The sequence below is a fragment of the Streptomyces sp. SYP-A7185 genome (genome assembly GCF_046103685.1).
Classification (GTDB): Bacteria; Actinomycetota; Actinomycetes; order Streptomycetales; family Streptomycetaceae; genus Streptomyces.
The window spans coordinates 9,226,431-9,248,208 of the sequence record NZ_CP122310.1 but is presented as its reverse complement, the minus strand read 5'-3'; the positions used below and the strand labels follow the sequence as shown (position 1 = coordinate 9,248,208).

The 21,778-nt window shown below is 71.1% G+C and carries 19 protein-coding genes; 13 read left to right on the top strand and 6 right to left on the bottom strand.

Annotated features, from left to right (window positions below):
* Nucleotides 1-62: 62 nt before the first annotated feature.
* Nucleotides 63-887 carry an MBL fold metallo-hydrolase gene (locus QBL25_RS40785; RefSeq protein WP_409062019.1) on the bottom strand — a complete coding sequence of 275 codons (825 nt, stop codon included), beginning with the start codon at nt 885-887 and terminating at the stop codon, nt 63-65.
* A 216-nt stretch (nt 888-1,103) separates the two neighbouring features.
* On the opposite strand from QBL25_RS40785, the gene QBL25_RS40780 reads away from it, so the two are divergent.
* The 8 genes from QBL25_RS40780 (at nt 1,104) to QBL25_RS40745 (ending at nt 12,020) form a co-directional block, all read left to right on the top strand.
* The gene (locus tag QBL25_RS40780) at nt 1,104-1,532 is read left to right on the top strand and encodes a MarR family winged helix-turn-helix transcriptional regulator (RefSeq protein WP_409062018.1); all 429 of its coding nucleotides are present in this window, start codon (nt 1,104-1,106) and stop codon (nt 1,530-1,532) included.
* Nucleotides 1,533-1,652: 120 nt separating this feature from the next.
* Entirely contained in the window at nt 1,653-2,435 is a 783-nt protein-coding gene (locus QBL25_RS40775; RefSeq protein WP_409062017.1) for a sulfite exporter TauE/SafE family protein, read from the top strand.
* A gap of 163 nt (nt 2,436-2,598) precedes the next feature.
* On the top strand, nt 2,599-3,864 hold the full coding sequence (locus QBL25_RS40770; protein ID WP_409062016.1) for an APC family permease: 1,266 nt from the start codon (nt 2,599-2,601) through the stop codon (nt 3,862-3,864).
* 90 nt (nt 3,865-3,954) lie between these two features.
* A complete protein-coding gene (locus tag QBL25_RS40765; protein WP_409062015.1) occupies nt 3,955-5,259 on the top strand; it encodes an MFS transporter in 1,305 nt (434 codons plus the stop codon).
* A 355-nt stretch (nt 5,260-5,614) separates the two neighbouring features.
* The gene (locus QBL25_RS40760) at nt 5,615-6,895 is read left to right on the top strand and encodes a YeeE/YedE family protein (RefSeq protein ID WP_409062014.1); all 1,281 of its coding nucleotides are present in this window, start codon (nt 5,615-5,617) and stop codon (nt 6,893-6,895) included.
* A gap of 304 nt (nt 6,896-7,199) precedes the next feature.
* Nucleotides 7,200-10,910 carry an FxSxx-COOH system tetratricopeptide repeat protein gene (gene fxsT, locus QBL25_RS40755; RefSeq protein WP_409062013.1) on the top strand — a complete coding sequence of 1,237 codons (3,711 nt, stop codon included), beginning with the start codon at nt 7,200-7,202 and terminating at the stop codon, nt 10,908-10,910.
* Nucleotides 10,911-10,957: 47 nt separating this feature from the next.
* Nucleotides 10,958-11,650 carry a hypothetical protein gene (locus QBL25_RS40750; RefSeq protein WP_409062012.1) on the top strand — a complete coding sequence of 231 codons (693 nt, stop codon included), beginning with the start codon at nt 10,958-10,960 and terminating at the stop codon, nt 11,648-11,650.
* Between the two features lie 181 nt (nt 11,651-11,831).
* Nucleotides 11,832-12,020, top strand: a complete 189-nt coding sequence (locus tag QBL25_RS40745) for a hypothetical protein (RefSeq protein WP_409062011.1) — start codon at nt 11,832-11,834, stop codon at nt 12,018-12,020.
* Nucleotides 12,021-12,250: 230 nt separating this feature from the next.
* Here the strand turns inward: QBL25_RS40745 and QBL25_RS40740 are convergent, their stop codons facing one another.
* The gene (locus QBL25_RS40740) at nt 12,251-12,514 is read right to left on the bottom strand and encodes a hypothetical protein (RefSeq protein WP_409062010.1); all 264 of its coding nucleotides are present in this window, start codon (nt 12,512-12,514) and stop codon (nt 12,251-12,253) included.
* A 240-nt stretch (nt 12,515-12,754) separates the two neighbouring features.
* Here QBL25_RS40740 and QBL25_RS40735 point away from each other — a divergent pair, with 240 nt between their 5' ends.
* The gene (locus QBL25_RS40735) at nt 12,755-13,282 is read left to right on the top strand and encodes a hypothetical protein (protein ID WP_409062009.1); all 528 of its coding nucleotides are present in this window, start codon (nt 12,755-12,757) and stop codon (nt 13,280-13,282) included.
* Nucleotides 13,283-13,568: 286 nt separating this feature from the next.
* Nucleotides 13,569-15,299: a PP2C family protein-serine/threonine phosphatase gene (locus QBL25_RS40730; protein ID WP_409062008.1), complete on the top strand. Its 1,731-nt coding sequence runs from the start codon at nt 13,569-13,571 to the stop codon at nt 15,297-15,299.
* 47 nt (nt 15,300-15,346) lie between these two features.
* Here the strand turns inward: QBL25_RS40730 and QBL25_RS40725 are convergent, their stop codons facing one another.
* Complete coding sequence (locus QBL25_RS40725; RefSeq protein ID WP_409062007.1) at nt 15,347-16,000, bottom strand: NADPH-dependent F420 reductase; 654 nt, start codon at nt 15,998-16,000, stop codon at nt 15,347-15,349.
* 73 nt (nt 16,001-16,073) lie between these two features.
* Here QBL25_RS40725 and QBL25_RS40720 point away from each other — a divergent pair, with 73 nt between their 5' ends.
* Nucleotides 16,074-16,454: a winged helix-turn-helix transcriptional regulator gene (locus QBL25_RS40720; protein WP_409062006.1), complete on the top strand. Its 381-nt coding sequence runs from the start codon at nt 16,074-16,076 to the stop codon at nt 16,452-16,454.
* Nucleotides 16,455-16,537: 83 nt separating this feature from the next.
* On the opposite strand, the gene QBL25_RS40715 is transcribed toward QBL25_RS40720, so the two are convergent.
* The 3 genes from QBL25_RS40715 to QBL25_RS40705 form a co-directional block, all read right to left on the bottom strand.
* The gene (locus QBL25_RS40715; RefSeq protein WP_409062005.1) at nt 16,538-17,359 is read right to left on the bottom strand and encodes an ABC transporter ATP-binding protein; all 822 of its coding nucleotides are present in this window, start codon (nt 17,357-17,359) and stop codon (nt 16,538-16,540) included.
* The gene (locus QBL25_RS40710; RefSeq protein ID WP_409062004.1) at nt 17,346-18,419 is read right to left on the bottom strand and encodes a glycine betaine ABC transporter substrate-binding protein; all 1,074 of its coding nucleotides are present in this window, start codon (nt 18,417-18,419) and stop codon (nt 17,346-17,348) included. Before QBL25_RS40710 ends, QBL25_RS40715 begins: the two co-directional genes overlap by 14 nt.
* A 135-nt stretch (nt 18,420-18,554) precedes the next feature.
* Nucleotides 18,555-19,430, bottom strand: a complete 876-nt coding sequence (locus tag QBL25_RS40705) for an ABC transporter permease (protein WP_409062003.1) — start codon at nt 19,428-19,430, stop codon at nt 18,555-18,557.
* A 543-nt stretch (nt 19,431-19,973) separates the two neighbouring features.
* Between QBL25_RS40705 and QBL25_RS40700 the strand changes: the two genes are divergently transcribed.
* Nucleotides 19,974-20,891: an LLM class F420-dependent oxidoreductase gene (locus tag QBL25_RS40700; protein WP_409062002.1), complete on the top strand. Its 918-nt coding sequence runs from the start codon at nt 19,974-19,976 to the stop codon at nt 20,889-20,891.
* Nucleotides 20,892-21,103: 212 nt separating this feature from the next.
* Complete coding sequence (locus tag QBL25_RS40695) at nt 21,104-21,709, top strand: hypothetical protein (protein ID WP_409062001.1); 606 nt, start codon at nt 21,104-21,106, stop codon at nt 21,707-21,709.
* The last annotated feature ends 69 nt before the right edge of the window (nt 21,710-21,778 follow it).

The following is a 21,778-nucleotide window of genomic DNA, read 5'->3' as shown; positions in this document are numbered from 1 at the left end:
ATGCCCAGGTGAGGGGAGTTCGCCGGGCCGGGCCCCGAGGAGCCCGGCGGCATGAGCCGCCGTCAGCCGTCCAGGGGCCGCCAGGCGGGGCGGTCACCGTCCCGACGGACCTGCCCGAAGACCACGTCGGCGAAGTGGACGCCGAAGCCGATGGTGTGCGGCTCCGCCAGCCGGGCGACGAGACGGCTGCGGTAAGTGGCCGCCTCGATGGGGTCGTGGTCCCAGGCCGAAGACCATTCGGGATGGTCGATCTGGATCGGTGAGTGCAGGGCGTCACCGAAGGCGATCAACCGCTGCCCGCCGGAGGAGATGACGTACTCGGCATGTCCGGGCGAGTGGCCTTTGGTCAGCCGCATCCGCACCCCCGGGAAGATCTCCTGCCCGTCGGCCACGGTCCGGACGCGCCCGGACAGTCCGGCGGTCTCCTGCGCCTCCACCAGGTCGCGCCGGTCCCATTCGGGTTCGGACACCAGGTAGTCGGCGTGGGTGAATACGGGCTGGTCGCCGCCCGGTGCCGGATGCCAGGCCCAGCCGGTGTGGTCCGGGTGCAGGTGGGTGAAGGCGACCGCCTCGATCTCCGCAGGTCCGCGGCCGAGTTCGGCCAGGCTCTCCAGGAGCGCGCCCCCGTGGATCGCTCCGCGTGGGCCATCCGGCCCGGGCGGCCAGGACTGCGGCCCGAACCCCGCGTCGATCAGCAGCGCCCGGCCGCCGTTCTCCACCAGCAGACCGCCGATGCTGGCCACCAGGCTGCCGGAGTCGTCGAGATATCCCGCGTGGTCTGCCCACACCTGCCGGGTGGTGTCGGGGAGCAAGTCGAGCGGCCTGAGCTGCACCGCTCCGTCCGGTACGTAGGACACCTTCGTGTCGCCCAGCCGTATCGAACGCATGGCGGCCGGCCGCCGCCATCGGCCCGCCTCATCGGCCCGGTTAGCCCGGTCAGCCCGGTCAGCCCGGCTAGTGATGGAGTGCGTCATCGTCCAACTCTCCCGTTTCCTCTGGGCAGTTGCCGTGCCCGTCGCCAGCAACGATGCCACGATAAGCATCAAGCTCGAATCATGCAAGCTTGAAATATTCTTACTTGATGGACTTGCTAGGATGGCCCCATGCCCACCCCTCTGGACCCCCAGGCCATCGCCGAGCGCAATTTGTGCAGCCTGGTGAACGGATTGGCCCAGCACATCGCCGACCACGTGCGCGAACGCGCCGCGACACTGGGCCTGACCGCCGCCCAGGCGACCGCGCTGCGCGAGATGAGCGGGCCGATGACCATGCGCGAACTCGCCGAGCGCATGACCTGTGAGCCCTCCAACGCCACCTTCGTCATCGACAAGCTGGAGAAGCAGGGCCTGGTCGAACGGCACGCGCACCCCACCGACCGGCGCGCCAAGCGCCTTGTCCTCACCACGGACGGCAGCGCCCTGCGCGAGCGGCTCCTCGACCTCCTCGCCCAGGACTCACCGCTGAGCGGCCTCTCCCCTCAACAACAGCGCTCTCTGCAGGACTTGATCGAGCAGGCCGTCGTCCGCCCTTGAGCCGACGACGGCGAGCCGGGCCACCACACCTGCCGTTCATGAACATCGTGTTGCCCCGCGGCGTACGAGCAGCCGGTTGCGTCGATACTGACCGGTGATCGAGGAACGGCGGGGACAGCGGTGGAGTGGACGATCTGGGCGGGGTTCGCCGCCGGCCTGCTGATCTCGACGGTGACCGCACCGGTCGGCGTATCCGGGGCGGTCTTCCTGCTGCCCGTCCAACTCAGCGTCCTGGGCGTACCGAGCCCCGCCGTCACGCCGACCAACCTGCTGTTCAACGTGGTGGCCGGGCCGGGTGCCCTGTGGCGCTACCGCCGCGACGGCGCTCTGCGCGGCGGCCTGGCCCGGCGCCTGGTGCTGTGGACGCTGCCGGGCGTCGTCGCCGGAGCGGCCGTCCGCGTCTTCGCCCTCCCCGGCTCCGACGTCTTCCGCGTTCTGGTCGCCGCCCTGCTCCTGCCGCTGGGGATCTGGCTGTCGTGGCGCACTCTGCGCCCCGCCCGCAAGCGGCCCCCCACCGCCGAGCCGGCACCGTACGCCCTCGCCGCTCTGGCACTGTCCGTCGGCGTGGTGGGCGGGATCTACGGGATCGGCGGGGGATCTCTCCTGGGGCCCATCCTCGTCGCCCGCGGTCTGCCCATGGCCCGCGTCGCCCCGGCCACGCTCGCCGCGACCTTCACCACCTCGCTCGCCGGAGCCGCCGCCTACACCGTCCTGGCCACGGCAAGCTCCGGTCCTGTCGCCCCCGACTGGCCGTTGGGCCTGGCCTGCGGCCTCGGCGGCCTGATCGGCGGCTACTTCGGCGCCCGCCTCCAGCCCCGCCTGCCCGAGACCGCGCTCCGCCTGCTGCTCGGCACCCTGGCCGCCACCCTCGGCACGCTGTACGCGCTCCAGTCCCTGACCTGAACGCACACGCGAAGGCCGGGCGACACACCCACAGCCCGGAAAGACCCACGGCCGGGAAAGACCCACGGCCGGGGAAGAGAGAACATGGCCTGTTCAGGTCGATCCCCTATCGTTCGCGCGGACCGCACGTCACCGCGCCGCCGGCCGTCAAGGAGTGAAGAGGTTGAGCACCACGCCTTCGCCCGCCCCCGGAGCCCCCGGCCAACTCCAGCGACGGCTGGGAGTGCCGGATGCGGTACTGATCGGTCTGGGTTCAATGATCGGCGCAGGGATCTTCGCCTCACTGGCTCCGGCCGCCCGCGCGGCCGGCTCCGGCCTGCTGATCGGTCTTGCCCTCGCAGCCATCGTCGCCTACTGCAACGCGACCTCATCGGCGCGGCTCGCCGCCCTCTATCCGGCCTCCGGAGGCACGTACGTCTACGGGCGTGAGCGTCTGGGAGCGTTCTGGGGCTATCTCGCCGGCTGGGCCTTCCTCATCGGCAAGACCGCCTCCTGCGCCGCCATGGCCCTGACCGTGGGCTCCTACGTCTGGCCCGGCCAGGCCCACGCGGTCGCCGTCGCCGCCGTGGTGGCGCTCACCGCGCTCAACTACACCGGTGTGCAGAAGTCCGCGCTGCTGACCCGCGTCATCGTGACCCTCGTCCTGGCCGTGCTCGCCGCCGTCGTGGCCGCCTCCCTCACCTCCGGCGCGGCGGACGCGGCCCGCCTCGACGTGGGGTCGGACGCCACCTTCGGCGGCGTGCTCCAGGCAGCGGGACTGCTGTTCTTCGCGTTCGCGGGCTACGCCCGCATCGCCACGCTCGGCGAGGAAGTCCGCGATCCGGCCCGCACCATCCCCCGGGCCATCCCGATCGCGCTGGGCATCACCCTGCTCGTCTACGCGGCCGTCGCCGTCTGCGTCCTGCTCGTCCTGGGGCCCGCCGGCCTGGCCGCGGCCGGGGAGCCGCTGACGGACGCGGCCCGCGCCGCGGGCGCGGACTGGCTCGTCCCCGGCGTGCGTGTCGGTGCGGCGGTCGCCGCCCTCGGCTCTCTGCTCGCCTTGATCCTCGGCGTCTCCCGCACCACCCTGGCCATGGCCCGCGACCACCACCTGCCCCACGCCCTGGCCGCCGTACACCCGAAGTTCATGGTCCCCCACCGGGCCGAGCTCCTCGTCGGCGCCGTCGTCGCCACCGCGGCCGCCATCGGGGACCTGCGCGGGGCCATCGGCTTCTCCTCCTTCGGCGTGCTCGCCTACTACGCCATCGCCAACGCCTGTGCCTGGACCCTGACCCCGGCCGAGGGCCGCCCGGCCCGGATCATCCCCGTCGTGGGCCTGGCCGGCTGCCTGGTCCTGGCCTTTGCCCTGCCGCTCGCCTCCGTGCTGGCCGGTGGCGCCGTCCTCCTGGCCGGCGCAGCCGCCTACGCGCTGCGCCGCACGGCCACATGAGCGCCCGCCGAGCTCAGCAACCAGGCCGCGGCGGGCCGAGGTTAGGGTGCGTGGGTACGCCCCCCTCCCCCGTCGAAAGCATCCGCCCGTATGGACACCAGCAGGCTGGGCCGCCCGCTCCGCCGCCACCGCGTCGCCCTGCAACTGTGCTTCGCGATCCCCGGCTTGTCGCTCGCGACCTGGGTCACCCGCACCCCCGATGTCCGCGACCAACTCGACGCCTCCACCGCCGAGATGGGCCTGGTGCTGTTCGGCATGTCGATCGGCTCGATGATGGGCATCCTGGTGGCCGGCGCCCTGGTGGCGCGGTTCTCCACCCGCCCCGTCATCCTTTCCGGCATGGCCCTCGTCCTGGCCAGCGTGGCCACGATGGCCATGGGCACCGCAGTGTCCTCGGCGCCAACGGTGACCTTCGGCCTGCTGCTTCTGGGCGCCGGCATGGGCCTGTCGGAGGTGGCCAGCAACGTCGACGGGGCCGCGGTGGAGCGCGAGCTCGACCGACCCGTACTGCCGGCCCTGCACGGTTGCTACAGCCTGGGCACCGTGGCCGGTGCGGTCCTCGGCGTGGCGGGCGCCGCCGTCGGCTTCCCGGTGTCCTGGCATCTCGCGATCATGCTGCTCCTCGTGGTCGCATTGTTCGCTGCCGTGGTGCCAAGACTGCGCCCCGGGGTCAGCCGCCGCATCAAGGACACCGACGCCCGGTCCGCACACGAGGCCACCGGTCCGGTCCGGGAGCGCCGGCTGTACCTCGACGGGCGGCTGCTGCTGATCGGCGGCGTGGTGCTGGGCATGACGCTGGCCGAGGGCTCCGCCACCGACTGGCTGCCGCTCCTCATGGTCGACGGTCATGACATGCCCGCGGGCCTGGGCTCGTTGGTGTACGCCGGCTTCGCCGCCGCCATGGCGGTCGGCCGCTTCGCCGGCGGTCCCATGGTCGCCCGCGTCGGCCGGCCCGCGATGCTGGGGGGCGGCGCGCTGCTGACGACCGTCGGCATAGCCCTTGTCTCGTTCGTGGACTCTCCGGTGGCCGCCGGGGGTGCCGTGCTGCTCTGGGGACTTGGCACCTCCCTCGGCTTCCCGCTGGCGCTGTCCGCAGCGGGCGAATCCGGACCGGACGCCGCCGGCCGCGTCGCCCTGACCTCCCGGATCGGCTACGTCGCGCTCCTGGCCGGGCCGCCCGCCCTCGGCTTCCTGGGCGAGCACCACGGGCTGCGCGCGGCGATGGTTCCCGTCCTGCTGCTGATGCTCGTCGCCGCCGCCTGCGCTCCCGCCACCGCCTCCCGGCACCGGCGCACCGCCGCGACGGGCACCGGCCCGACGGAGAAACCCGCCGTGCCGCCGACGCCGGGTGGGGATGCCACCGCCACAGGGCATCCCACCCGGAGCCAGCGGTGACCGTACGGCTCTCGGCAGGGCGGAGCGGCTGCGGTGCGACCGCGCCAGGAGACGGGTGATCTCGTACGGGTGAGGGGCGAGGCACACAGGCGGCCGTCTCGTTCGGATGTTCTCTATGTGAGACGGCGGTCCGAGGATCTCTCAGGGATGCCTATGGTGGTGCGCATGTTCGGACCCGCCCGTCAGCTCGCTCTCGCGCTCTTCGCGGCCACGCCGTGGAGCGTCGACGACGCGCTCTGTCGCCGCTGACACCACGCTCCGCGCTTCCGCGCGAGCAGCACGCGTCCGACCATCCCGCGGTTCCGCGCGCCCACCGCGCGTCCGTCCCTCCCCCCTCCCGTTCCCGGAGACCCCCGTGACCACCGCTCCCGATGCAGGGGCGCCGCCCCGGATCACCCTGCTGCCCCCTGTCCCCACCTCCGCGCCCGCTCCTCAGGCCGAAGCGCTGCCGCCGGTCCGGCGGACACCGCTGGTCATCGCGGGCCTCATCGGTGCCGCGCTCACCGGCTACGTCTTCACGGATCACGGCGCCAGGCCCGGCGTCCTGCTGCTGCTCGGCATCGGGCTCGGGTTCGCGCTGTTCCACTCCCGCTTCGGCTTCACCTCCGCCTGGCGCCAGCTGGTGGCCGTCGGCAACGGCACCGGGCTGCGGGCCCACACCCTGCTGCTCGGCACCACCGCGACGCTCTTCGCTCTGATCATCGGCACCGGCAGCGGCCTGTTCGGCTCGGTACCCGCCCCCAGCGCCGGGCCGATCGGCATAGCGCTGCTCGTCGGCGCCTTCCTGTTCGCCATCGGCATGCAACTGGGCGGCGCCTGCGCCTCCGGGACACTGTTCGCCGTCGGTTCCGGCCAGGGCACCATCGTGCTCACCCTCCTCGGCTTCATCACCGGTTCGACCCTGGCCGCCTGGCAGTTCGGCCTCTGGAACGATCTGCCCGCCCTCGATCCCTATGTACTGTCCGACCACGTCGGCTGGTTCGGCTCCTGGGCCCTGACGATCGCGGCGCTCGCCGGGATCTGGTTCATCGCCCGCGCCGTGCAGACCCGCCGCACTCCCCCGCCCGTCGGCACCCCGCCGTCGGCGCGCGGCACCCTCCGCCGTACGGTGCGGGGCTCTTGGCCCCTCGCCGCGGGCGCCTTGGCCCTGTCGGTGCTCGGCGCCGGCGTCCTGCTGGTCTCGGGCGGCGCCTGGGGGGTCACCAGCGCGTTCGCCCTGTGGGGCTCGAAGGCCGTGGACGCGCTCGGCGGCTCGCCGGAGACGTGGGCGTTCTGGCAGCAGCCCGGCAACGCGGCGCAGCTGTCGGGGCCGGTCCTTGCCGACAAGAACAGCCTCACCGACATCGGCATCATGGTCGGCGCGGCCGTCGCGGCGGCGGCCGGCGGGGTGTGGCAGCTGCACCGCACCATCCCCGCCCGCACCGCGCTCGCCGCCGTCATCGGCGGCATCCTGATGGGCATCGGCGCCCGCCTCGCAGGCGGCTGCAACATCGGCGCCTACCTGGCCGGCATCGCCTCCGGATCCCTCCACGGCTGGATCTGGGCCGCCGTAGCCCTCCTGGGCACCTGGGCCGGCCTGCGCCTGCGCCCCCTGTTCGGCCTGGGCAACCCCAAGCCGACGGACAGCGTCTGCTGACATCCAGCAGGGTGCGTGGCCGTCGGCTTCGGGCGTCACGGCCACGGAATCGCGTCCAGTAACCACGCCAATAAGGCGCCCACCGCTCCTGACACGATTGCGGCGGCCAAGGCGGGCCCAGGGCGCGCGCCGGCCTTGTCCGGACAGGGGCTCTTGCGGCTCAACCGTGGCATTCTGGATGTCCCTTCAGTGAGACCGGCATCGTTTCCGGGTGCTTTCACTTTGCTCGGCCGACGCGGTGTTGTGGGGGTGCGCACGCGTTGCAGGTCGCCGCAACGCCGCGCGAATCCGACGGGGGCGGGACGTGGACGAACTGGCGGAGCAGCCCGAGCACGCGGGAAGTCAAGAGCTGGCGCCTGTGCTGCGGGAGGACGCCGGGGGGAGCTTCCTGAAACCGATACCGCCGCACGTTGCGCCCGAATGCCGCGAGCTGGCCGAAGTGCTGCGTCATCTGTTCGTCGGCTTGCGCATTTCCGTGCGCCGCTATGCGGTGCGTACGCACTATGACCCCGGCACAGTGTCTCGTTACCTCAACGGAACGGCGGTGGCCCCGGCCGAGTTCGTCGAACGGCTGCTGACCGATGCCGCTCAGGCCCTGCGACGGCCTGTCTCCGTCGAGGTCACCGACCGAGTGACGGCCCTGCAACGGGCCGCGTTGAAGGCCACGAGCAAATTGGGCTACGAGGTACAACTCCTCAAAGACCAGTTGGTCCATGCCGACCGGAAACTTCAGTCCGCCGAGGCGAACGTGGAGGCGCTGTCCGAGGCGCTGTTGGTCAAGAAGCACCGCATTGCCGAGATGGACGCCGACCAGCAGCGGCTACAGCTGTCGTTCACCGTCCAGCAGAGCCAGGACCGGCGGGAACTGGAGTCGCTGAACGCCGCACACCATCGTCTGCTGGAGGAGCGTGAGCATCTCCTGGAGGAGATCTCGCAGCTTCGAGGGGCCCTTGGCCAGGCGCAACGCCAGGCCCTCGCGGCGGAGCAGCGGTGCGAGGCGCTGGAACATCAGATGCTCGCAGCGGAGGACAGCCTGGCCATTGAGGTCGAAGCACGCTCCGGCACCGATTTCGGCCGCTTCACCATCAGCTATGTGGGGCCCGACCGGCCGTGGGCGGTGTGGATCAGGCACCGGCTTGAGATCATCGGCCACGACGCCGCCATCCAGAGCTGGGATCCGCCCGTTGGCCTGCCCCTGCAGGAGGCCCTGCGCTCGCTCTTGGTGGTGGACGGCACCCACATACTGCTGCTCAGCGAGGAGTTCGTGCTGGCGGGCGGCCACAGCGAAGACGGCTGGGCGGGGGCTCTGCGGGCGGCCGCCCCATCCGTTCCCGCGGGCCGGCTCACCGCGTTCACCCTCACGGACCGCGCATTCCCCCACCTGAGCACCACGTTGGCGTGCACCCGGCTCCTCGGCGTCGATGCGGACGACGATGAGCGCCGTGTTCTGCAGTGGCTGAAGATCGACCCGGATCTCGGGGGCGTCAAGACCGGCGCCAGTGCCCCTCGATATCCGGCCGAGCCACCCCCCGTCTGGGGCGAGGTCCCCCGGCGCAATCCACGTTTCACCGGCCGGGGCACCCAGCTCGGACAGCTGCGCCACTGGCTGGACGATGCTCCGCCGGGCGCGGCCGTGGCGGCTCTGGTCGGCATGCCGGCCATCGGCAAGACACAGCTTGCCGCCGAGTACGCTCATCGGTTTGCCGCTCAGTACGACGTGGTGTGGTGGGTGCGGGCAGGGACGCCGGAGGAGTTCCGGCAGGGGCTCGCCGCTGCCGCGCCGGCCCTCGGGGCGGGCCAGGACGGTCGGTCCATCGACACGGTCCTGACCGCCCTGCGTCGAGGAACCCCGTACGGTCGCTGGTTGCTGGTTCTGGACGGTGCCGAGGAACCCGCGGACATCGCCGGCCTCCTCCCCGACGGCCCGGGCCACGTATTGATCACCTCTCAGAACAGCGACTGGGCAGAGCATCAGGTGGAGACGTTGCGGGTACTGCCACTTGACCGGCAGGAGAGCATTCAGCTGATCCACCGCAGGGTTCCGCGAATGCGGCCGCCCCAGGCTGACCGACTGGCCGACGAGCTGGGCGACCACCCCCTGGCCATCGCCCAGGCGCTCGCCTACCTCGATCACACCCGGATCGCCGTGGCGGAATACCTCGACCGGCTGCGCGACACCTCTTGGGAAAAGGCGCCCCTCAGGGCTACGGGCGACTATCCGACGACGTTCTCCCGCGCCCTGCTGGCCGTTCTCAGGCGGTTGCGCGAATCATCTTCTGAAGCTGTGGACCTCTTGCACGTCTGCGTCCTGTTCGCGGACAGCGGTGCCCCGCTCGGCCTGCTCCGGCTCAGCCTTCCGGAACCTTTGCGCGGACAGTCGCTGGATTCGCTGCGCTGGCAGGAGATGGTCGGCACCATCGTGGCGCATTCCCTCGCCGACGTGGAATCCGGCGAGGACAATGAGGAGGCCCTCGAGGCGCCCAGCGCCATTCTGCGCATGCACCCACTGGTCCGCCGAGTGGTCCGCGACGACATGGCCGGCGGTTACCGTTCGACGCTCCTGCGCCGCGTCCGCCACGCTCTCGCCACCGCCGATCCGCGGGATCCCACCCATGTCCGTGCCTGGCCGCAGTACGCCCAGATCGTCCCGCACCTGGAATCCTCGGCCGCGCCGGGCGAAGCCGGCGCAGAGGATTCAGGCCTGATCCTCAACTGTGCGCACTATCTTCATCTGCGCGGCGAAGTGCGCTCCGCGCTGTCTTTGATCGAACGCGTCGAGCGCGCATGGGCCAGTCGACCGGGCAAGGGCGACCCGCCTCAACCGCACGTCCTCGCAACGCGGCGCAGCGGCGTCCTGCGATCCCTCGGCGATTACGCCCAAGCGTGGGACGCCGACCGTCAGGAGCAGGAAAGACTCCGCGCGGCAGAGCTCCCGGAGTGTGCCGACCCGATCGAGACGACGGGTGACGTCGCGGCGGATCTGCGCGGACTTGGCCGCTACGAGAGCGCGTTGGAGCAAGCCCGCACGGCATGCAGAGGGCGTGAGGATCTGCATGGCATGAGCCATCCGTCGACCCTCGAAGCCGTAGTCGGGGTAGCTGATTCCCTACGCCTTCTCGGACGCTACTCCGAAGCCCTGTCATTGGATCGCCGCGCGGTAGCGGGCTATCAAAACCTCACGGAACCCCCGACCATCGGCAGCCTCCTCGCACAGGCACGCCACGCGCTGGACCTCCGTCTGCTGGGCCACTTCGAGAACGCCCTGGCACAGCAGTTGCAGGCCACACTCAGCTACCGTGAGCTGCTCGGTTTCGAGAACCCCGCCACCTTGTGCGCCGAACATCACCTGGCGCTCTGCGAGCTGCGCAACGACACCGTCGGAGAAGGGCTGACCAGGCTTCGAGAGGTGCGCCAAGCCGCCGATGAACTCCTGGGGCCCGACACCCCGCTTGCCCTCAGGGTCGCAACGAGCCATGCGGCCGCGGAGCGTTCGCACGGTGACCTAGATGAAGGCACCGCGCTGTGCCAAGACGCGGTGAGCCGCCACCGGTCACTGCTCGGGCATGAACACCCCTACACGGCAGGCGCGTTGACCAACCACGCGGCGGCCCTTCGAATGGGCGGTGACGCGGCGGGCGCCCTGGCCCTGGACGAACAGGCCATGCGGTCCGCCGCTACCGCCCTTGGCCCTCGCCACCCCTGGACGCTCGGCATCTCCTACAACCTCGCCTCTGATTTGAGCCACCAGGGTCGGCACAAGGCAGCCCTGTCACTGGCCAGGGCCACGGCTCGCGATACGGCGGCAACGCTGGGCCCTCGCCATCCACAGACGCTGCTGGCGCAGATGGCCGTCGCGGCGGAGCTCGATTCGAGGGGAGCCGACCAGGAAGGGCGGGAGATACGGGACCGCGCCCTGGCCGACCTCACACAAACCCTGGGAGAGCAGCACCGCCTCACCACCGCCGCCCAGGCCCACAGCCGCCCCATCTGGACCTTCGACCCGCTGCCGACCTGAACGGATCTCGCCTGGTCACTTACTCTCGACTGGTCACTGAACGCCGCATGATGGTCGAAAAGCTGAGGAACGCCGCGCTGGAGCTTGTGTCGGACGACGATTCGCTGGGCGGCCTGCGTCCGGCCCTGGAGGGGGACAAGACCGTCTTGGGCTATGAGCCCCAGGAGGGTTTCCCGGATCGCTGCTGGGTGCTGCACGCCGTTGCCGTGGGAGGGAAGCGGGCCCGGTGGGGTGAGGTGCTGGCGCAGCTCGGCAGGCGTCTGGAGGACTGGTCGTACACCCCCTCGTTCCGGGTCTTCGAGGGCCTTGACCTGCCCGAAGGCTTCGAAGGTCCGACCGTGGGCGAGATCGACCGCGGCAGTCTGGCCCGTCTGGTGGAGGTACTGGCCCGCCACAGCCCTACCGGGTTGCGTACGGAGTGCTACTGGGCCCAAGCCGCGATCGAGGACCTGGGGAGACCGGTTACGGCCCGTCGAGGCCGCCTGGATGAGGCGCTGGCCCACCACGATGCCTGCGCATGGCCCGAGCGAACTACAGGGTCCCGGTTCCCTGCGCACTGGTGGGCCCAGGAGGGCTCCTGGTTCGTCCTCACCGACTGGGACTTGAGTGCCACCGAAGTCTTCGGCTCTCAAGCCCTCATCGCCGGCCTTCTCGCTGACGACGAGCTGGAGGCCGTACGCCACCCGAGCATCGCCGAGGTTCAGGGCAACCACGCGCACTGGCGCGAGCGGGCGGACTGAGCCCGGCACCACTCCGGCCGGCCTCGCACACGCCGATGGACGGTCCCAGCAATTCATCCACGTCGCAGCTCGCCCAACACACCCTGCACACGCATGGCCAACGCTATTCGGGGCATTCGGCGAGGGTCGGCACAGCCACCGGAATCGCCTGTGGTTCGCCGCTCATCAACGGGAGATACAGATGCTGGCACTCGCGGCGGCCGTGCTGTTCGTCATCGCCTTCATCATCAACGTGAGCGAGACCTCCACCGAGGTGATCTTCAGCCCGACGAGCCTGATGCTCGTCGGGCTCGCCCTGCTCGCCTTGCACTTGGGCGGCGTGGGGTCGGGATGGTCGGCGCCCGGTCGGGGGCGCGGACGCCGCCGCTGAGCGTGGCTCGGGCGACTCCGACCCGACCTGCCACGAAGGTGACCAGTCCGTGCAACGCCTGCGCACGGCCACGGCCGTAGCGTCTGCGCAGAGATCTGCGCAGACGCTGCACCTCGCCGCTTCGCCCACCGCCGCGCGGGTCGCTCCACGGACCGAGCGCCAGGGCCCGGTGCTGACGGCGGGCACCGGCTCTGTCGGCACTACGCGGGAAGCGGGTGCGCGACACCGGTCTATTCGGGATCCACGAGCCCAGTGGCCACCAGCACGCCCATGAGGATCATGAAGCATCCAATGACCAGCGGGCCCGACCGGGCCGCCCCTTCGCCGGCGGCAGCATTCGCCCGCCCGAAGAAATTTCGCTGATTGACTGCCTTCTGCCCAAACTTCTTTCTGGTTGCTATCAGCGTGATTCCCGCGAGGAACGCAAAGACCGCAAGGAACACCCGCACAATCTCTCCTCTCATTACGGACCCGGCGACTGCAAGCAGGGCCACGGACGGACCAGAACCGTGCCCTCGAAGGGGGCTTGCAACCCACTGCTGACGCCGGACATCGAGTCGAGTGTGCCCCTGGGGTCCCGCCTGAAGCCGTTGTCCACACCCGCAGCTGGGGTCACCTGAAGACCGATCGGCCCGCCGTGGATGCGGGCCCGCCGTGGATGCGGGGCAGCCGTCCTGGTTCGAGCGGTCGGGAAGTGGTGGCTGACGCGCGGCTTCTTGGACAGACTCTCGGGCATGTCTGACAACGCGCTGTTCGTCGCCGGCCTCACCGGTGTGACGGCGATCGCGGCCAGTTCACTGGCGAGCTGGCTGACCAGCAGGGGCAACGCCCGCGCTGCCCGTGTCCAAGTCGACGCGGCCACTGCGGCGCAGCGCCGTGAGAGCACCCGGCAGACTCGGCGGGCCGCCTACCTGGAGCTCATCGAGCAGGCTCAGGTCGTCGCCGACGGGCTCCGGGGAGTCGACGGGCTCTCGACCGCCGAGTCCGACGCCGCCTTGACCGCACACCGTGATCGGCATCAGCAGTTGCGTCGTGCGGTGACCCTGATCGACCTGGAGGGCCCGTCCACGGTCCAAGTCGCGGCATCGAACCTGTTGATCATGTCGGGCACGCTCACGACCGCGCTGGCCGCCATGGCCGAGAACGCGTGCCGCGAGAACCGCCGTGAGTTCCAAGAAGCGCTGCGTGCCTACATTCGGCTGATCACGCCCTTTGTGGACGCAGCGGCCGCAACACTGAATGAGGCTTCGACAAACGGGTGATCAGGCCACGCGCTTCGAGGCAGCCGGCGCTCCCGAACAGACGTACACAGGGCCGCGCCGGGAAGATCGCGCAGTTCGGCGCCCTCCTGCCCGCGTCGGCGGTGATGAACGGCCAGCGCGTGATGCGCCCCGCTCAGCGTGCTGCTCGTCCTGGATTCCGTCGGCAACCGGCCGCTCGTCCCGCAAGCGCGGGGCCGCCACCCGGCCCACGTCGACTGGCGGCCTGGGCTCCTCGCCTCGATGCTGTTCGGGCGCTGCCCGCACACACCGCACCGAGAGGCCGGCTATGCCTGTGGACCATCCCGCCGCGGTGGGCGATGCACGCTCCCGGCTGGAGCTGCACGCGATCCAGGAGCTCCTGGACGCCCAGCGGCGACGGGTCACGGCGTACTTCGAGCTCAACCGGACCGGACCTCGCACGGACCCCGAAGCCCCCGCACCACGGCCGCCGACGTCCGCCGTCGCGCCCTCCCCCCAGGAGGTACTGGACGCCCTTCCGATCCCGGCTCTGCTGCTGACCCCCGTCTTCGGCGGCGACGGCGAGCTCCAGGACGCCCTCTTCCTGGCCCAGAACTCCTTGGCCGGATCCAACTCGGCCTCCCGGCCCCCCGCGGACTCCGTACCCTTCTGGGACGGTCCGCTGCCGCTGTTCCAGCACTTTCCCGGCCTTGCCGATACGGCGGTCCCGCGCATGCTGGTCGACGCCTGCCGCCAGCGCCTGCCGCAGGGCCCCGAAACGGTGGAGTGGCCGCTGTGCACGTCCACAGGGCCGGTGCGCATCAGCGCCGAGATCCGTGTCGCGCCCTGCGGCGACCACTTCCTGCTCACCTGGGAGCGGGGAAACCGCCTTCGCATGGCGGCCGCCGCCCAGCAGCTGATGCGTACCTGCTGGGCGGAGTGGAACCTCGGTGACCACGGCGTCGAGCCCTCCCGCGGATTCCGCCAGATCCTCGGCCTGGCCGAGGACGCTCCGGTGCCCGGCCTCTTCGACCTGGCCACCGCCGCCACACCGGAGAGCCTGCCCGCCCTTTACCAGGCGCTTTACGACGTCATCCTGCGCAAGCGCACCACCGAGTGCGAACTGCGCCTGCGCGGCAACGGCGATCGGGTGTTCCGCATGGTCGCCGAACCCGTGCGCATCGCCCCCGGCAGCCTGGTGTGGGCCCTGCGCGCGGTCCTCATCGACGTCACCACGGACCGCTGGCGGCGCGAGGCGGCCGAACGCGCCGAACGCGAGGCCCGCCACGAGCACGAGCGCGCCGAAGCCGTCGCGGAGGTCGCCGACGTCCTGCGCGAAGCCGTACTGCCCCATTTCCAGGACGAGTTGGAGTCCTTCGGCCTTGAGGCGGCGGCCGTCTACCGGCCCGACGCCGGGGGCGCCGGCGTCGGCGGCGACTGGTACAAGGCCCGCAAGCTGCCCGACGGCCGCATCCTGATCACCCTGGGCGACGCGCGCGGGCACGGCCTGGAAGCGGCCACGCTGATGGCCAAGCTGAGGTACGCCCTGGCGGGCCTGGCCTACACCGAAGAACCCGTCGAACGGCTCACACGGTGGCTCAACGAAGTGGCCTGCGCCGACGGCGGCGAATCCACCGCCACCGCGATCATCGCCCGCTACCACCCCGAACGCGCCCTGCTCCGCTGGACGTGCGCCGGACACCCGCGCCCGGTCCTGCTCCGCAACGGCCACGCCACCCAGCTGCCGACCCCGGACGGCGGCCCCGGGCTCCCCCTGGGCGTCCTGCCCGGCACGGCCTACACGGCCACCGCCACACCCCTGGAGGTCGGCGACATCGTCCTGATGTACTCCGACGGCCTGACCGAACGCCGGCCGACCGACCCCGACCTGGACACCCACCGCTTCCTCGCGGCCGCGGAGCGCTGCTTCGAGGAGGCCGCCCCGGGCCTCGACAGCACCGGCCTCCAGGAGTACGTCGAACGACTCGTGGCCCACTTGGACGGCCCGCACCGCACCGACGACGCCACTCTCCTCGCCCTGCGCCGGATCGCCACCTGACGCCGGCGGCCCGCGCCCCCGCGGCGAGGAGCCCGGGGCCCGTCGGACTACCGGGGGCTCGGCCCTGCCGCGTACGCCAGCGGGGGCGCGATCGCCTGGGCGTCCGCTCCCTCACCCACCCACAGGGCGATGAACAGCGCGGCGGCCGCTTCCAGGAGCCCGGCACGCTCGAGACCGCCCCCGGCCACGGGGTCACCACCGACGTCCCGTACGAGCTCACGCACCCGCGCGAGGGCCGTCTCGTCGTCCCCGCAGACGGGCACGGCCAGCGGCCGACCGTCGAAGACCGGCGGCCGCATGCGCCACACGTCCTCGTGGCAGAGGTTGAACGCTTTGACCACGTGGGCTCCCGGTGCCGCGGCGGCCAGCTGCTGCGCGGCTGAGGGGCCCCCTTCCGTCAGCAGCCGGAAGCCCGGTCCCACCGGGTTGGAGCAGTCCAGCAGCACCTTGCCCTCCAGGGCCGTGCTCAACTCTTGCGCCACGGCTGCTCCCACCCCGAAGGGCAGCGCGGCCAGCACCACCTGGCCGAACGCGGCCGCATCGCGCAGCCCGGCCGTCTTCGTACCGCCACCGAGACGCGCCGCGAGCCGCTCCGCGTTGTGTGCGTCCCGTCCCCCGATGACCACCTCGTGGCCGGCCCGCACCCAGTGGGTGGCCAGCGCGTCGGCCATGTTGCCCGTGCCCAGTACGCCGATTCTCATCACGCGGTCCCTCTCCCTGCCTGTTCGACCTTTCACACCGACGCTAGAAGACGGTTCGGGCACCATTTGGTACGTGACCACCAACGCCTTCCTGGCCGACTGCCGCGCCCGCCTCGCCTTCGACCTGCTCTCCAACACCTGGAACGCCGTGGTGCTGTGGGCGCTGCGCGACGGCCCCAGGCGTCCGGTGGAACTGCGCGGGCAGATCGGCGGAATCAGCTCCAAGGTCCTGACCGAGACCCTGCGGCGGTTGCAGTTCAACGGGCTGGTCGAGCGGCAGGAGCACCCCGAGGGGCCGGCACGGGTCGAGTACCGACTCACCCCGGTGGGGCGTACGTTGCTGGCGCCCATCGACGCCATCGGGGCCTGGGCCTTCGAGCACGGCGATGCGGTGATGGCCGCCCAGGAAGCGGCAGCCACGCCCGACCCGCAGCCCCGTGCCCCTCATTGCTAGCCGTTGCCGGACATCGCTGGACGGGGCGACCGCGCGAGCGCAGAGGGGCAGCAAAGGGCGGCACCCGGGCAGGCCGCCCCGCCTCAGGCCGCCGCCGCCGACTTCACCGCGTGGGCGACCCGCGTACGCAGCTCGGTGAACTCCGCGGACTCACGCAGCTCGTCGGCGTCGACCTTGCCCGTCGGCAGGGTGATCGGCAGGTCCAGGGCGACGGTCCCGGGGCTCTTGGTCAGCACCACGATGCGCGAGCCGAGGAACACCGCCTCGTCCGCGGAGTGGGTGACGAACACCGTGGTCCGTCCCGTCTGCGCGGTCACCTGCCGTACGTCCTCCTGAAGGCGCTCCCGGGTCAGCGCGTCCAGCGCGGCGAACGGCTCGTCGAGCAGGATCAGCGGGTTCTCGGCGGCCAGAGCGCGGGCGATGGCGACGCGCTGCTGCTGGCCCCCGGAGATCTCCCAGATGCGCCGCTCCTCCATCCCTTCGAGGCCCACGCGCGCCAGCAGCTCCGCCCGCCGCTCCTTCCATCGGGCCCGCTCGACCCCCGCGTACCGCAGTGCCAGATCGACGTTGCCCCGCACCGTCCGCCACGGGAACAGCCGCGGCGACTGGAACACCACACCGGCCGTCTGCCCCGGTCGTGGTGCGGCGCCCGAGATACGCACCGAGCCGTGCGTGGGCTGCTCGAAGCCCGCGATCAGTCGCAGCAGCGTACTTTTGCCGCAGCCGGACGCACCCACCAGCACCAGGAACTCGCCCGCGGGGACGGTCAGGTCGACGGGCCCCACCGCCGTGACCGTCTCGCGGCCCCGGCCGTACTGGTGGGTGACGCGGTCCAGGCGTACCGATCCGGCCCGCTCGGCGTCCCCGACCTCAACTGCCTTGGTCACGGTCTCACTTGAGGACATCGGGCAGTCCCTTCAGGTAGAAGGCCTTGCGGACGGCGTCCGCGGACGGCGCGGCGTCGATCTGCTTCTGGTCGGCCAGGAATTGCGCGGTGTCGGTGACGTAGGTCAGCAGCTTGCCCGGGTGGCCGTCGGTGCCCAGCCAGTCGGCGGAGGCGACCTCGCCCGGCGTGAGGAACACTCCTTGCGCGAGCTGGGCCTTGGCGTCCGCCGCGCTGATGCTGAGTTCGGCGGCGATGGCCTTGACCGAGCCGTCGGGGTCGGATTTGAGCAGGCGCAGGGCCTGGGCCTCGACCTTCCGCCAGGTGTCGATCGCCTTGGGGTCTCTGGAGATGAGCTCGTCGGACACCACGGCCAGGTCCAGCGTCGGCTTGCCCGCCGCGCCGATCTTCTTGCTGCTGGTGAGCTGGGTGCCCGTCTTGCGCAGCTCGTCCAGTGTCGGCAGCCAGACGTAGGCCGCGTCGATGTCCCCGCGCTGCCAGGCGGCGATGATCGCCTGCGGCTGGAGGTCCACGAGCTTGACGTCGGACGCCTTGAGACCGGCCGTCTCCAGCGCCGCCAGCAGGCTGTAGTGCGACGTCGAGGCGAAGGGCGTGGCGATCGTCTTGCCCTTGAGACCGGCGACATCGGATATCCCGGCACCCTTGCGGGCGACCAACGCCTCGTTCTCGCCCGCGACATCAAGAATGAAGGCGACCTTGTACGGGATCGGGGAACTCCCGGCGAGCCCGCGGGCGAACGGGCTGGAGCCCAGCGCGGCGATGTCGAGCGACTTGCCCAGGAAGGCCTGGTTGACGCTGGCACCGGAGTCGAACTTGATCCAAGTGATCTTGTAGTCCGGCAGCGCCTTCTCCAGCAGCTTCTTGTTCTTCACCAGCAGATCGCCGCTGGGAAAGGCGAAGTAGCCGATCCGCAGCCGCTTGGCCCCGCCCGACGTGGACGCCTCGCTGTCCGAGGAGCAGCCGGTGACGGCCGCGGACACCGCGGCCAGCGCGCCGGCCAGCAGCAGGCGTCGGGAAGGGTGGCCAGAAGGGCCGTCGGAAGTGAGGCGAGAGTAAGACATGGCGTGCCGTTTCTGTTCAGGAGGGAGTGCGGTGCGCAGGGGATCGCGGTGCAGCGGGGATGTGGTGCCGGAGGGATGTGATGCCGCAGGGCCTGTGGAGCAGGCGGGAGCGGCCGCCGAAGAGGGCAAGGAGACCTAGACGTGCCCGCGCCAGGGCACGACGGCTCGCTCCAGCCGAAGCAGCAGGCCGTCGATGGCGAGTCCGGAGATGCCGATGGCGATGATGCCGACGAGCACCACCGGAGTGTTGTTGTAGTTCGCCGCGTCCTTGACCATGCCGCCGATGCCGGGCAGTCCGTTGACCAACTCGGCGGCTACGAGGGAGGAGTAGGCCACGCCCACGGCCAGCCGGATGCCGGTCAGTGTCTGGGGCAGGGCGGAGGGCACGACGACGTCCTTGATGACGTCCCACCGCGAGCCGCCCAGGGCCCGCGCCGCCTCGATCAGGCTCTGCGACACGGCGGTCACCGCGGTCGTCGTGGAGACCGCCACCGGCGGGAAGGCGGCCACGGCCAACAGCGTGATCTTGGGTTCCTCGTTGATGCCCAGCCAGATGATGAGCAGCGAGAAGTACGCCAGCGGAGGCAGCGTCCGCAGGAAGGTGATCCAGGGCTCGAACAGCGACCGGACCCAGCCGACGGTGCCCATGAGGAGACCGAAAACCACCCCGAGGGCGATGCCGATGCCGGCACCGAGCGCAATCCGCCGCAGGCTGATGCCCAGGTGCTCGATGAGCGTGGTGCCGTTGTAGCCGCGTACTCCGTCGTGTGTCGTGGACACCTCGATGAACGCACTCCACACCTTGGCCGGAGGCGGAACCAGCGTCTCGCTCCACGTGCCGCTCACCGCCAGGAGCTGCCACAGCAGAAGGAACAGGAGCAGCGAGCCCAGCGGCAGACCGACATGGCGTACGCGGCGTCCCCACGCCGTGCCACGGGAGCGCTGACGCGGCGGCGGTATGTCGGGCGGTGGGGTCACGTCGACCTGAGGTGGAGAAGGGGTCGTGGACATGGGGACGAGGCCTCCGTGGGTGCCGGAAGAGGAGCGGGTGCCGCCGGACGGAGCCGGGCAACTCGGGGAAGCGCACCGAAGTGCGGAGACGAACAGGGCCGCGCCGCCGGGAAGTTCACCGGACGGAGGCGAGCGTCAGGAACGCTGGATCAACAACACGAACAACACGAAGCGGGGCGTCGGCACAGGTCGATGACCAGGCGTCGCACCAGCAGTTCGTGAATCATGGGGCCCATTTCTACCGCAGCCCCGGCGCTTCACCAAGTGGTGTCCCGCTCCCTGGACCACCTATCGAGGGGCGGGTCGACGACGAGGGGGACGGCGATGGGTCCGGGGCGATGGCCGGGCCCGCCCGGCCTCCGGGGGCGGCTGCCTCCAACAACGCCGCCCAGCCCAGCGCGTTGACGCTTCCGGTGTCGGCGGGAGCGACGCCCAGACCTCCGGGCCGAGAGCGAAACAACAGCGACAGCTGTTACACGGCCGCCACAAGCTTGTCATACACGAGCCGGAATGACGGGCCCGCGAGGGGCGGTTGCCGTGGTTATGACCATCGGCGTAGCTCTTTCACTCCAGGACCGAATCGACACCACGGTGCAGCTCTCGCGCGAGGCCCACGAGGCCGGACTGCGCTCGGTGTGGTTCGGCCAGACCTTCGCGTACGACTCCCCCACACTCGCCGCCATCGTCGGCCGCGAGGTGCCGGGACTGCACGTCGGCACCTCGGCGATCCCGATCTTCGGCCGGCACCCTCTTCCTGTCTCCAGCCAGGCCCAGACGGCTCAGGCAGCGACCGGCGGCCGCTACCACCTCGGCCTCGCGCTCGGCACGAAACTGCTGACCGAAGCGGGCTTCGGCATCCCCCACGAGCGTCCCATCGGCCGGCTGCGCGAGTTCCTCACCGCCCTGCGGCCACTGCTGGAGACGGGCAGCGCGGACTTCCACGGCGAGCTGCTCACCGCCGCCACTCCCTTGCCGGCGAAGGTCCCCGGTGCCGAACCACCGGTACCGCTCCTGGTGGCCGCCATGGGGCCGCAGGCGCTGCGCGTCTCGGGTGAACTCGCCGACGGCATCCTGCCGTTGCTGGCCGGTCCCCGCGCACTCGCCGAGCACATCGTCCCGGCCGTCACCGCCGCGGCCGAGGCGGCGGGCCGCCCCGCACCCAGGATCGTGGCCTTCGTGCCCGGCGTCGTCACCTCCGACGCCGACACGGTACGGGAGACCGCGACCGACTCCCTCGCGTTCTACGAACAGTTCCCCTCCTACCAGCGGGTCATCGGCCTCTCCGGCGCCACCCGGGCCGTCGACCTGGCCGCCATCGGCGACGAGGAGACGGTCGCGGCCGAGGTACGCCGGTATCGGGACGCCGGGGCGACGGAGGTGGTGTTCACGGCGACGGACCTGGGCGGTGAGGAGGACCGGCGACGGACCTGGGCCCTGCTCGGAGAGCTGGCGAAGGGCTGAGGCGTTGTCAGACACGGGACCGTCCACCGCATGACTGTGGTTCGCGGGAGCACCACTGGCCGAAAGCAGCCTCATCCAGAGCGCTTACCGCGAAGGTTTACCCCGACTCAACTCCAGGGTGGACGAAGTTGCCGTCCTCCGATGGGACCTTCTGAGGGCGCCGCGAAGGGCGGTGCCACCAGCGGAGAACCGCGAAGAAACAGGGGGAAGACATGGCAGTCACGAAGGGTCGCGTCGCCATCGCGGCGGCAGGCGGAGTGCTCATGCTCGTCACGGGCGTGGGCACCGCCCAGGCAGGATCGGAGGCGCCGACGGCGTCACGCTTCGCCCAGCAGGCCCGGTCCGCGCACCTGACCAGTGCGCAGACCACGGCGTTGCAGGCGGACGTGGACCGCTACGTGAAGAAGACGGGCGGGACCCAGGTCGCGCTCAACAAGGTCGACCTCAAGGGCAAGGGCGAGGTGCTGATCGCCCTGCCGGGCGAGGACCGCCCGCGCGACTTCGCCGCCGGAAACGGCACGCGCCTCGCCGCCGACCCGTGCCTGGGCGTGCCGGGCGTGTCCGGGAACTTCTGCGCCTACCAGCGCGACAACTTCCAGGGCACCATCATCAAGATGCGCCAGTGCAACACGAAGTACTACGTGTCCACCTGGGGCAGCGGCGGCTCCTGGGTCAACGACCAGACCCGCAACCAGGAGAGCCGCCGGGCCCGGATGTACAGCCCCAGCGGCACCCTGGTCTACAAGACACCGCGGGCCTACAGCTCCGACGCCCACGCCGACTGGAACCCCGTCCGCTACGTCATCCCCTGCGGCTAGAAACTGCGGGATGGCCGCGCGACCAAGCGGCCGGGGAGAGCCGCCGGCTCAAGCCCGTCCGCTGCCATA